This is a genomic window from Parabacteroides massiliensis (assembly GCF_900155425.1).
In the GTDB taxonomy this organism is placed as follows: Bacteria; Bacteroidota; Bacteroidia; order Bacteroidales; family Tannerellaceae; genus Parabacteroides; species Parabacteroides massiliensis.
In genome coordinates this window covers 1,499,454-1,511,224 of the sequence record NZ_LT700189.1, presented here as the reverse complement: position 1 = coordinate 1,511,224, position 11,771 = coordinate 1,499,454, and the positions used below count along the sequence as shown (strand labels likewise).

At 48.1% G+C, this 11,771-nt stretch carries 10 protein-coding genes; all 10 read left to right on the top strand.

What is annotated here, in order from left to right; genetic code table 11:
- Positions 1-35 precede the first annotated feature (35 nt).
- The 10 genes from BQ9893_RS06400 to BQ9893_RS06355 all read left to right on the top strand — a co-directional run bounded on the left by BQ9893_RS06400 (position 36) and on the right by BQ9893_RS06355 (position 11,770).
- Complete coding sequence (locus tag BQ9893_RS06400) at positions 36-2,546, top strand: FtsK/SpoIIIE family DNA translocase (protein WP_075965241.1); 2,511 nt, start codon at positions 36-38, stop codon at positions 2,544-2,546.
- A 71-nt stretch (positions 2,547-2,617) separates the two neighbouring features.
- Positions 2,618-3,286 carry an outer membrane lipoprotein periplasmic chaperone LolA1 gene (locus BQ9893_RS06395; protein ID WP_075965240.1) on the top strand — a complete coding sequence of 223 codons (669 nt, stop codon included), beginning with the start codon at positions 2,618-2,620 and terminating at the stop codon, positions 3,284-3,286.
- Between the two features lie 77 nt (positions 3,287-3,363).
- Positions 3,364-4,317 carry a thioredoxin-disulfide reductase gene (gene trxB, locus BQ9893_RS06390; protein ID WP_075965442.1) on the top strand — a complete coding sequence of 318 codons (954 nt, stop codon included), beginning with the start codon at positions 3,364-3,366 and terminating at the stop codon, positions 4,315-4,317.
- 15 nt (positions 4,318-4,332) lie between these two features.
- Complete coding sequence (locus BQ9893_RS06385; RefSeq protein WP_075965239.1) at positions 4,333-5,109, top strand: glycerophosphodiester phosphodiesterase; 777 nt, start codon at positions 4,333-4,335, stop codon at positions 5,107-5,109.
- A 13-nt stretch (positions 5,110-5,122) separates the two neighbouring features.
- Positions 5,123-6,601 carry a glycoside hydrolase family 10-like protein gene (locus BQ9893_RS06380; RefSeq protein WP_075965238.1) on the top strand — a complete coding sequence of 493 codons (1,479 nt, stop codon included), beginning with the start codon at positions 5,123-5,125 and terminating at the stop codon, positions 6,599-6,601.
- A 48-nt stretch (positions 6,602-6,649) separates the two neighbouring features.
- Positions 6,650-7,054, top strand: a complete 405-nt coding sequence (locus tag BQ9893_RS06375; protein WP_075965237.1) for a hypothetical protein — start codon at positions 6,650-6,652, stop codon at positions 7,052-7,054.
- A 158-nt stretch (positions 7,055-7,212) separates the two neighbouring features.
- Positions 7,213-9,429: a TonB-dependent receptor gene (locus tag BQ9893_RS06370; protein WP_081415379.1), complete on the top strand. Its 2,217-nt coding sequence runs from the start codon at positions 7,213-7,215 to the stop codon at positions 9,427-9,429.
- An 85-nt stretch (positions 9,430-9,514) separates the two neighbouring features.
- A complete protein-coding gene (locus tag BQ9893_RS06365) occupies positions 9,515-9,850 on the top strand; it encodes a cation transporter (RefSeq protein ID WP_075965236.1) in 336 nt (111 codons plus the stop codon).
- Between the two features lie 155 nt (positions 9,851-10,005).
- On the top strand, positions 10,006-10,533 hold the full coding sequence (locus BQ9893_RS06360; protein WP_075965235.1) for an RNA polymerase sigma factor: 528 nt from the start codon (positions 10,006-10,008) through the stop codon (positions 10,531-10,533).
- 13 nt (positions 10,534-10,546) lie between these two features.
- Positions 10,547-11,770 (top strand): porin family protein, encoded by a 1,224-nt coding sequence (locus tag BQ9893_RS06355; protein WP_075965234.1) that lies wholly within the window; start codon positions 10,547-10,549, stop codon positions 11,768-11,770.
- Position 11,771: the final 1 nt, after the last annotated feature.

The window sequence follows — 11,771 nt, the reverse complement described above, 5'->3', positions numbered from 1 at the left end:
TATGTATATTTGCCAGTTGTAAATTTGAATGTATAATGGCTAAAAAGACGACTGCAAAGCAAAATACAAATAACGGGGAAAGCAGATTTAAAGGAATTCGGAACTTTTTTACCAGTGAGCGGACCCGTTTTATTACAGGATTGATTATTTCCATTGTTACCATATATGTCGGTCTTGCATTGATTTCGTTCTTCTTTACGGGAGGAGCGGATCAGAGTAAGATCGAGAACATCCCTTTGTCGGACTTGGTGGTCAACCGAGGGGCGGTAGAAAACTGGACGGGAGTGCGCGGGGCTTTCCTTGCCGATTTGCTGATGAACCGATGGTTTGGGATTTCTTCATTCCTGATCTTGTTTTTCCTCGGTTCGGTCGGGGCAAAGCTGATGAACCTGAGCCGCGTGTCGCTGCTGAAACGCTTTCTGTTCAGTGCGGCTATGCTGATATGGGGATCATTGTTCTTTGCTTTTGTCTTTATCCGCGGATATGAAGATACATTTATTTATTTGGGTGGTCAACACGGATATTATTTGTCAGAGGTGATGATGAATAACATCGGGATACCGGGCACGATCCTGCTGCTGGTCGGTCTGTTCCTGATTATCGCGATTTTCACCAGCAAACAGACCATCCCGTTCTTGCAAAAACTCTTTTCTTTCGGATGGTTGAAGAACCGTTTGAAATGCGAAAAGAGCGAAGTCCCGGAAATGGAGGATACTCCGGAAGTAGAGGAAGTTCGTCAACCTGTAGCCTCTTGCGAGACAAAGAATGAAGTTATCGGGCCGAACGAATATATTTTCGATACGGAAGCCGAAATGCGGAGAAACGAGGAAGAAAAAAATATACCGGAAGAAAAAGAACAGCAGGAAGAGAAGGTAATGCCGGAAGAGAAAAAGGCTTCAAAGAAGAATAATTTTGAATATGAAATAGCCCGTGAAGAAGATCCGGCTGTCAAAGCAGTTACTAATGACGGTCCTGTCTTCGAAGTGGAAGTACCAGAAGACGAAGTAACTAGCGATCTGTCTCAAATGGGTAAATATGATCCGCGTCTGGACTTGTCCCACTATGTGTTCCCGACACTCGACCTGCTGAAATTTTACGATTCGGGTAATGTCGAAGTGAATCGCGAAGAATTGGAAGAGAACCAGCAGATGATCAAGCAGACGCTGGAAGATTTCGGTATCAATATCGCCTCGATCAAAGCAACGGTCGGACCGACGGTTACGCTTTACGAGATCGTCCCGGAAGCAGGTGTGCGTATTTCTAAGATCAAGAACCTGGAAGACGACATCGCTTTGAGTCTTTCCGCCTTGCAGATCCGTATCATCGCTCCGATGCCGGGTAAGGGAACGATCGGGATCGAGGTCCCGAACAACAAGCCTCAGACCGTTTCGATGCAATCGGTGGTCGCTTCGCGCAAATTCCAGGAATGCACGTATGACCTGCCGGTGGCGATTGGAAAGACGATTGTCAACGAGGTATTCATGTTCGATTTATGCAAGACTCCCCACCTGTTGGTGGCCGGTGCGACCGGACAAGGTAAATCAGTCGGCTTGAACGCGATAATCACCTCCCTGCTGTATAAGAAGCATCCGGCCGAATTGAAGTTCGTGATGGTCGATCCCAAACAGGTGGAATTTAGCATTTACTCGAAGATAGAACGTCATTATCTGGCGAAATTGCCGAATGCTGACAAACCGATCGTGACGGAGCCGGGTGATGCGGTAGCGACTTTGAACTCCTTGGTGATCGAGATGGAAAACCGCTATAAGTTGCTGGTGGAGGCTTCGGCACGTAATATAAAGGAATATAATGAAAAGTTCATTTCCCGCCGTCTGAATCCGGAGAAAGGACATCGGTTCCTGCCTTATATCGTGGCAATCGTCGATGAGTTTGCCGATCTGATCGCGACTTCGGGCAAAGAGATAGAGTTGCCGATTTCGCGTATTGCGGCCAAGGCTCGTGCGGTCGGTATCCATATGATTCTGGCAACCCAGCGTCCGGATACGAAAGTGATCACCGGTACGATCAAGAGTAACTTTCCAAGCCGTATAGCATTTAAGGTGATGTCGCAGATCGACTCCCGTACAATTTTGGATACTCCGGGTGCCAACCGTCTGATCGGTAAGGGCGATATGCTGATCCTGATTACTGGAAGCAGCGAACCGACGCGTGTCCAGTGCGCGTTTGTTGACACGCCAGAAGTGGAAGATATTGTGAACTATATCGGTGCGCAAGTGGCTTATCCGACGGCATACCTGTTGCCGGAATATGTAGGTGAAGGTAGCGAATCTTCACCCACCGGAACAGTCGACCTGTCGGACCGCGACCCGTTGTTCGACGAAGCTGCCCGTCTGATCGTGATTCAGCAGCAGGGCTCGACTTCACTTATCCAACGGAAATTCGCAATCGGCTACAACCGTGCCGGCCGTCTGATGGACCAGTTGGAAGCAGCGGGTATCGTTGGTCCTTTCGAAGGCAGCAAAGCTCGCCAGGTCTTGATCCAGGACGAATACAGCCTGGAACAATTATTGAATTCATTGAAATAAGATATAAATGGTGATTTCCCGTAGGAGCGGGGTTCTACGGAAAAATCATCACTATGATAATAAAGAATAGAATGAAAAGAGAAAATAAAATAAAAATTTGCTGTATTTGGGTTGCTGTCTTCTTGTGTCTTTGGGTTACGCCCGGTGTGAGGGTGTTGGGGCAGAACGTTGCTTCCATCTTGGATAAGGCCGCTTCCGCTTATGAGGAGTCTGACGGCTTGACAGTTTATTTCACGATGCAGACACGCTCGGATGTGCAGAAAGTGTCGGAAAGCTTTGACGGCACAGTCGATATCAAAGGCGATAAATTCGTACTGAAGACTCCGGACATGATCACTTGGTTCGACGGAACGACGCAATGGTCGTTTGTCGAACGCAACGCAGAAGTAAACGTCTCCATCCCGACTGGCGAGGAGTTGCAGGTTACGAATCCGGCCCTGTTGCTCCGTTCTTATAAAAAAGGTTTTACCGCCCAATATAAGGGTGAAAGCACGGCTCCGAACGGTAAAGCAGCCTACGACATCGAGCTGGTTCCCAAAAAGAAAAGCGATATCGTTCGGGTGGAACTCCAGATAGAAAAATTCTCTGCTCTTCCGGTCTCGATTGCTGTTTTTTCGAAGAACGGGATCAACAGTACGATCCGTATCAGTAAAATAAAAACGGGAGTAAACCAACCGGACGGCTTTTTTGTTTTTAAAGAAAAGGACTATCCTGATGCTGAAATAATAGATTTGAGGTGATTTATGAATTATAATTATTATCGACGCATAAATCATAATTCATAAATTATCAATCATAACTCATAAATCATAAAATGATGAATACAACTCAGAATGAAAAAGTTCGTTGCCTGATTATCGGTTCGGGACCGGCCGGTTATACTGCGGCTATCTATGCTTCGCGTGCAAATCTGTCGCCTGTCCTTTACGAAGGCATTCAGCCAGGCGGGCAACTTACGACTACGACCGAAGTCGAGAATTTTCCCGGTTATCCCGAAGGAGTTACCGGTATGGAACTGATGGAAGACTTGAAACAGCAGGCTGCCCGTTTCGGTGCGGATATCCGTGTCGGTATTGCGACTGAAACAGACTTGTCTGCCGCTCCCTATAAAGTGACGATCGACGGCGAGAAAGTGATCGAGACGGAAACACTGATCATCTCGACCGGGGCGACTGCCAAATATTTAGGACTGCCGGATGAGCAGAAATATGCCGGAATGGGCGTGTCGGCTTGTGCAACCTGCGACGGTTTCTTCTATCGCAAAAAAGTCGTGGCTGTTGTCGGAGGTGGCGATACGGCTTGTGAAGAGGCGCTCTATCTGTCCAGCTTGGCGAAACAGGTATATCTGATTGTCCGTAAACCCTATTTGCGAGCATCGAAGGTCATGCAGGAGCGTGTCCAGAACACTCCGAATATCACGGTCTTGTTCGAACATAACACGATTGGACTTTTCGGTGAAAACGGTGTTGAAGGCGCACATTTGGTAAAACGGATGGGCGAACCGGACGAAGAAAAAATGGATATCGCAATCGACGGTTTCTTCTTGGCTATCGGACATACTCCGAACTCCAAGATATTCAAACCTTGGATCGAAACAGACGAGGTTGGCTACATCAAGACGGTTCCAGGTACGCCGAAAACAAGAGTACCCGGTGTATTTGCTGCCGGAGACGTAGCTGACCCACATTATCGTCAAGCCATTACAGCCGCCGGTAGCGGTTGCGCGGCTGCAATCGAGGCGGAACGCTATTTGTCAGAAATAGGTAAATAAATATATTTATATATTATGAAACACTTGAAATTCACTCTTTCTTTACTTTTATGTGTGTTGATGGTGGTTCCTGTGTCTGCAAAGAAAAAGACAAAGGTGATTGCTCATCGCGGTTATTGGAAAACGGAAGGTTCCGCTCAAAACTCTATTCGTTCGTTGGAGCGGGCGAATGAAATCAAAGTCTATGGTTCCGAGTTCGACGTGCATCTGACATCAGATAATGTCCCGGTTGTGTTTCATGACCGTAAAATAAATGGAATGGAGATTCAGACGACTCCTTATGCGGAGCTGAAAGACCTGAAACTTCCGAATGGAGAAACGCTTCCGACATTGGAGCAATATCTTGATAGAGCGAAGAAGCTGAAGAAAACCAAACTGATCTTCGAATTAAAATCCCATGCAACTCCTCAGCGAGATCGGGAAGCGGCAAAGATTGCCGTCGACTTGGTAAACGGCAAGAAATTGGCAAAGCGTACCGAATATATCGCTTTCAGCCTGGAAGCCGCCAAAGAACTGCATCGCCTGTCCCCGAAGACTCCGGTCTATTACCTAAACGGCGACTTGTCTCCGAAGCAATTGAAAGAACTCGGTTTTGCTGGTTTCGACTATCATTATAAGGTCATGCAGAAACACCCTGAATGGTTTGCCGAAGCAAAAGATTTGAAGCTGAAAATCAATGTCTGGACAGTCGATGATCCTCAGGTGATGAAAGAGATGATCGAGAGTGGTGTAGACTTTCTGACTACCGACTATCCCGAAGAAGCGCAAAAAGCCGTACATTTGTACCGCTGAATAAATGTGTGAGATGAGAAAGTATTGCTTGTCGTTATTGCTCCTGCTGTTAATATCTGTTTCGAATGCGGTCGAACCTCCCAAATATGAAATTCGAGGTGTGTGGCTGACAACCGTCTATGGCCTGGACTGGCCGCATAAGCCGGCAACGACAGAGGCGGGTCGGATGGTGCAGCAACGCGACGTCTGCGATATTCTGGACCGTTTGCAGGATGCGAATTTCAATACTGTTTTTTTGCAAGTCCGTTTGCGCGGCGACGTCATCTGGCGTTCGGCCATCGAACCGGCAAGCAAGACTTTCTCCGGAAAATACGGAACGATGCCGGGCTATGATCCGCTTGCTTTCGTGATCGACGAGTGCCACAAACGCGGGATGGAATGTCACGCCTGGTTCGTCACTTTCCCGCTGGGAACAGACAAGAATGTGAAAGAGCAAGGAAAACTCTCCGTTGTCAAGCGCCAGCCGAAACTATGCAAGCGTCATAACGGTGAATGGTATCTGGATCCCGGCGTTCCCGAAACTTCCGATTATGTTTTATCTTTGGTGAAGGAGCTGGTGAATGGATACGATATCGACGGTATCCATTTCGATTATATCCGCTATCCGGAACAGGCAAAATCTTTCCCCGATAAAGCCCAATATACTAAATACGGCAAGAAACGCCCGTTGGCAGAATGGCGCCGGGAGAACATCAATAAGATGGTTTACCGCATCTACGACTGGGTGAAATCTGTAAAACCCTGGGTACAGGTCAGCAGTTCGCCGCTCGGTAAATATAGCCGCATCGAACGTGTCCCTAACGCCGGATGGACGGCTTACGAAAGCGTCTTTCAAGATCCGGAGCGGTGGATGCAGGACGGAAAGCAGGATATGATCGTCCCGATGATGTATTACCTGCATGATAACTTTTTCCCCTTTGTCGACAATTGGGTCGATAACTGCAACGGACGCTTTGTGGTTCCAGGATTGGGTGCATACCGGATGTTGAAAGAAGAGGCGGACTGGGCCGTCAACGATATAACGGATCAGATCGACTATAGCCGTTATTACGGAGGAGCCGGCTGCACGTTTTTCCGTTGCGCGAATATCCTCGACAATACGAAAGGGCTGTACGACGAATTGAAAGATAAATATTATAGATATCCGGCGCAGCTTCCGCCTCTGTCCTGGTTGGACGATACGGTTCCCGCCGCTCCGGAAGAAATATGGGTGGAAAAAGAAGGAAGCGAATTGAAACTCTCCTGGCAGAAACCGGATTCGGAAAAAGACGTGTTGACTTATACCGTCTATTATTCTCGGGTAGATTCGATCGATCCGGCATCCGCCCGGAATATCCTGATGACAGGAATCCGGGATACTTCCATCTATCTGCCTGTCGATACGGCTTCGGAGCAGGGATATACATTTTCCGTTTCGTCTTCCACCCGCTACCATATCGAAAGTCCGCTATCGAAAGAAACCTATTATTATCTATCCAGATATACTAAATAATATTAACGGTTTGAAAGGGTACCTTGGAATACTATATCTTTGCAACGGATGAAAAAGAGTGTGACATATCTGTTTGTCGTATTCCTGGCGACACTTGTGTTTTATGGAGGTGCCGGTGTCAGTCTGGTGACCTACTGTTGCGGGGATTGCCAGACGGAAGGTGTCGCGGCTTTGGTGGAAAACAAATGCTGTGAGAAGCATACGCATGCCCGGTGTGTAAGTGAAGATGGTTGCGGCTGCGATGTCGAGTATGTCAGTTTCGACTGGAATGTTTTTCACGATCATCAGTTCAACTTGCAGCCTGTGGCAATCGATTTGATTTCGTATATCAGTTCATTTTTATCACTTGTCCCTGTCCTTTATATAAATGAGGCGGGGAAAATCGACCAGGGATCTCCTCCCGGATTCGATGCAGGAACATACCTTTCCTTTTTGACAGTCCTTCTGATTTAGTCTTTGTCGGCGTGTCTCTCTTTTTGAGGAATCGCCTTTACCCCGTTTTTGCAATCGGGTTGCATTGCCGATGCCTTATTTTTGTCCGAAAATAAGGACATGCAATCGTATCCTTATGCATGTGGATGATCTAAGTCTGGATAACAAAAAAGAAATTTATGATGAAACAACTCTATCTTACAATTTTATTATTTCTTATAGTGATTCCGGTTTCTGCCGAGAAACTGGTGAAAGGACATGTTTGGGACGAACAAGATGAACCGATAGTCGGAGCGAACATCTATTGGGAAGGTTCCCGGCAAGGCACGACCTCCGATGCCGACGGTTATTTCGAGCTGGAGATGAAAGAAAACGCGGAAAATCTGGTCGTCAGCTATATCGGGTATACCACGTCGGTTGTCAGGGTCGAGGACACAAGCAAACCGCTGCGTATCGTGTTGGTTGGCGAAGTCGCTTTGCAGGAAGTCGTGGTCAGCGAACGCAGAATAGGGACGATCGCATCACGCACCAGCGTGTTGCAGACCCAGAAGATCACCTATGACGAGATTTGCCGGGCGGCATGCTGCAATCTGGCGGAGAGCTTCGAGACAAACCCGTCTGTCGATGTCTCCTACTCGGATGCTGCGACCGGTGCCCGCCAGATCAAACTGTTGGGACTTGCCGGAACCTATGTTCAGATGCTGACGGAGAATTACCCGAACTTCCGGGGAGCCGCCTCTTTGTATGGTCTGGACTACGTGCCCGGCGCCTGGATGGAAAGTATCCAGGTGTCGAAAGGAACGTCTTCGGTCAAGAACGGCTACGAAGCATTGGCCGGACAAATCAACGTCGAATTTAAGAAACCGCCTACGGCCGATATTTTTTCCGTCAACCTCTTCGGTAGCGATGCTGGTCGCTATGAAGGGAATGCCGATGTCTCCTGGCATATAAACGACAAGGTGTCGACCGGTTTGCTGGTACATTATTCCAATGACAAGATGCAGCACGACGGTAACGACGACGGCTTTCTGGACACACCCCTGAAAGAGCAGGTGAACCTAATGAACCGCTGGTATCATAAGTTGGATCACTATGTCGCCCAGTATGGCGTGCGCTATCTGCACGAGAACCGTACGGGCGGACAGGCTTCGATGCATCACTACTTTGCCGATCCCTACCGCGTGCGCCTGCAGACGAACCGCGCAGAGCTGTTCACTAAACAGGCCTATATAATCGACAAGGAAAAGGTGGAAAGTGTGGCGTTGATCCTTTCCGGTTCTTATCACGAGCAGAGATCCATGTATGACCGGACGCCTTACAATGTGTACCAGAACAATGTGTACGCCAGTTTGCTCTACGAAAAGGAATTCTCTCCGGCGCATAGCTTGAGCACGGGCTTGAGTCTGAACTACGACAGCTTTGACGAAAACTTGACGCTCGACGGCGTGCGGACACCTTACGACCGCACCGAAGTTGTTCCCGGGGCTTATGCGCAATATACATACAATCTGAATGACAAGTTTATCCTTCTGGCAGGATTGCGGGCAGATTACAGCTCGCTGTACGACTTCTTTGTGACACCCCGCCTGCACGTAAAATATAATCCTTTCGACTGGTTTCATGTGCGTTTTTCGGCAGGAAAAGGATTTCGGACGGCAAATGTGTTGGCCGAAAACAATTTCCTCCTGTCCAGTAGCCGCAAAATGAATATAGCTGCCGATTTGGATCAGGAAGAGGCTTGGAATACAGGTGTGAACCTTTCGTTTTACATCCCGCTGTTTGGAAAAGAACTGACTCTGAATGGCGAGTGGTACTATACGGATTTCCAGAAACAGGTGGTTGTGGATATGGACAGCGATCCGCATGCAGTCCGTTTCTACAATCTGGAAGACGGCCGTTCTTATTCCAACAGTTTCCAGGTGGAGGCAACCTATCCGTTCTTTCGGGGGGTTTCCCTGACAGCCGCCTACCGCTACACGGACGCGAAAACGGACTACCGGAATGTGGAGGGTGTCACCCGCCGGCTGAAAAAGCCGTTGGTCAGCGACTACAAGGGTTTGCTGACCGCCTCTTATCAGACTCCACTGAAGAAATGGCAGTTCGATCTCACCGGGCAGTTCAACGGAGGCGGGAGGATGCCGACACCGGATGCCGTAACCCCCTTGTGGAAGCCCGATTTTAAGGCCTATACGGTAGTGAATGCCCAGATCACGAAATATTTCCGCCGTTGGTCTGTTTATATCGGGGCGGAAAATCTTTTCGACTATAAACAGCCGCATCCGATCATCGACGCCGAAAACCCGCGCGGAGATAATTTTGACGGCTCAATGGTCTGGGGACCTGTCCACGGCCGGAAGATTTATGCCGGACTGCGTTTCAATATCAGTCGGGATTGATATGTGCCAATGTGCTAATGTACCAATAGGCTAACGAGGTGACTTGTTTAAGTTTATTTTTTAATTTTTAAATTTTGATATAATCATGAGTCGTTTATTAATTGTTTTAATCTGTGCCGTGTTTACTTTTTCTACGGCCTACGCGCAAGATGCGAAAAAGAAAAAGGAAACAGTGACTTTCTTTGTCGAAGGGATGGATTGCGCAAACTGCGTCAAGAAGATCGAGAAGAACATTGCTTTCGAGAAAGGTGTGACCGATCTCAAGTGTGACCTGAACACCCGGACGGCTGTCGTAACCTATCGTGCCGATAAAACTTCCAAAACGAAGTTGGCTTCCGCCTTCAAGAAAATAGGGATGGAAGCGACTCCGGTGGACAACGGAGCCGGATGTTCGGTTGACCCTGCCAAAAAGAAGAAGTAGAAGGTAATTTCTCTTTCCTTATCCAATTATTTGGCGGAATACCGTATCTTTGTGCGTTTTCAAGTAAATTTTTTTATTCGGAATGCAGCGTTTCGGATAATCAGAACATCATAATAAATGTATGGCCCTGGAAAGGGCGTGAAGGCACACACTAAATGACGGAGAAACAACTGATAGAGGGTTGTAAGAATGGGGAAAGGCTGGCTCAGAAGGAGCTATACGAAACGTATTCCCGCAAAATGATGGGAGTTTGCCTGCGTTATGTGAGCGACAGGGAAACTGCCCGTGATTTGTTGCAGGACGGTTTTGTAAAAGTCTTCACCAGTATGGACTCTTATTCGGGACTTGGGTCGTTTGAAGGGTGGATGCGCAAGATCTTTGTCAATTGTGCGTTGGAGTACTTACGTAGATCGGATGTTTTGCGTGAGGCTGCTGATCTGGATAACACGGCGGAATTGGTCCATCCAGACAGCTCGGTCATATCCGATATGTCGGCAAGCGAGTTGATGAAGCTGGTGCAAGAGCTTCCCGCCGGTTTTCGGGCAGTGTTCAACCTGTTCGCGATAGAAGGCTATTCGCATAAGGAGATCAGCGAGATGATGAATATAACGGAGAGTACGTCGCGGTCGCAGTTTACACGTGCCAAACAATTATTGCAACGCAAGATTAATGAATTGTATTGAGTAAAAAAAGGAAATGAAGGATAAGGAAAGAGACATATTTGACGATTTGTGCCGTTCGAAGCTGCAAGACTTTGAAGCGGATACGATGCCGGGCGATTGGGAGGCGATAGCTGATCGCTTGGAGGTAAAGAAGTCGGTCTCTTTCCGGCAGACTTTACGCTATTGGGTAGCCGCTGCCGTCGTCTCTCTGTTGGTTGTGACCGGCGGTGTCTATGTCTTCAATCGCGATCGGGAGCATCTGCCTGTAGCCGAAACGATCCAGAAGGAAACCGAAGCTGTGGAGACGCAGTTGGCGGAACAGGCCCAGTTGCCGGTCGCTCCGGCTGTTGCTGTTTCCACACCGGTTAGGCAGGTAGTAAAACACACCGTTGCACAAGTTGTGGCCACTACAGCATTCCGGTCGGATATAACGGAAGGAGGCGTTGTCCTTTCGTCCAAGGAAGAAGACGATGACAACAATACTATCACTGCAGTCCCTTCGGAAGCAACCGAGGCGACCAAGTCAACCGAAGTAACCGAGATAGCAGAGACGACCGAGGTGGCAGTGCCGGTCGGAACAGCAGAAAAAAAGAGACAGGTAAAAAAATGGAGTTTCGGGATGGGAGGCGGAAGCGTGAGTGCTGGAACATCCAATTCTTTAAATGCTTATGTCTTGAAAAACACGATGATGGCAGATCAGGCGTTGTCTCAATTGAATTCCCCCTATTTCAACAGCCAGTCTCCGAAAACGAATGTTCGGCATAAAACACCGGTCTCGATCGGATTGGGCGTCGGCTATTCTTTGAATGACCGTTTTTCCCTCCAATCAGGTTTGAACTACACATTCCTTTCATCCGAATGGGAGACTGGAGCCGTATATCGTGGCGAAGCGAAACAGAAGTTACATTTTCTCGGAATCCCTCTTTCTCTCTCCTATAAGATAGCAGAATGGAAACGTATTCAGTTCTATGCTGCGGCGGGTGGTATGACCGAGGTTAATGTCTCCGGTAAGCAGAATGCCAAGATATTTGTGGAAAACAATGAAATCCGTCACGAGAAGAAGCATATCCGTATGAAAGAATGGATGTGGTCAGTGAACGCGCGTGCCGGCGCGAGCTATCCGCTATTTCGTTTCTTAAGTGTCTATGCGGAGGTGGGAGCCGGCTATTATTTCGATAATGGAAGCGATATCGAGACGATCCGTTCCGAGAAACCGTTTAATGTGAATTTGCAAGCGGGTTTCCGTTTCGGTTTTTGAG

Bases quoted from the DNA above. Each gene is read 5' to 3' on its own strand.
- BQ9893_RS06400 (WP_075965241.1), top strand. From the start codon at position 36: ATGGCTAAAAAGACGACTGCAAAGCAAAATACAAATAACGGGGAAAGC.
- BQ9893_RS06395 (WP_075965240.1), top strand. From the start codon at position 2,618: ATGAAAAGAGAAAATAAAATAAAAATTTGCTGTATTTGGGTTGCTGTC.
- trxB (WP_075965442.1), top strand. From the start codon at position 3,364: ATGAATACAACTCAGAATGAAAAAGTTCGTTGCCTGATTATCGGTTCG.
- BQ9893_RS06385 (WP_075965239.1), top strand. From the start codon at position 4,333: ATGAAACACTTGAAATTCACTCTTTCTTTACTTTTATGTGTGTTGATG.
- BQ9893_RS06380 (WP_075965238.1), top strand. From the start codon at position 5,123: ATGAGAAAGTATTGCTTGTCGTTATTGCTCCTGCTGTTAATATCTGTT.
- BQ9893_RS06375 (WP_075965237.1), top strand. From the start codon at position 6,650: ATGAAAAAGAGTGTGACATATCTGTTTGTCGTATTCCTGGCGACACTT.
- BQ9893_RS06370 (WP_081415379.1), top strand. From the start codon at position 7,213: ATGATGAAACAACTCTATCTTACAATTTTATTATTTCTTATAGTGATT.
- BQ9893_RS06365 (WP_075965236.1), top strand. From the start codon at position 9,515: ATGAGTCGTTTATTAATTGTTTTAATCTGTGCCGTGTTTACTTTTTCT.
- BQ9893_RS06360 (WP_075965235.1), top strand. From the start codon at position 10,006: ATGACGGAGAAACAACTGATAGAGGGTTGTAAGAATGGGGAAAGGCTG.
- BQ9893_RS06355 (WP_075965234.1), top strand. From the start codon at position 10,547: ATGAAGGATAAGGAAAGAGACATATTTGACGATTTGTGCCGTTCGAAG.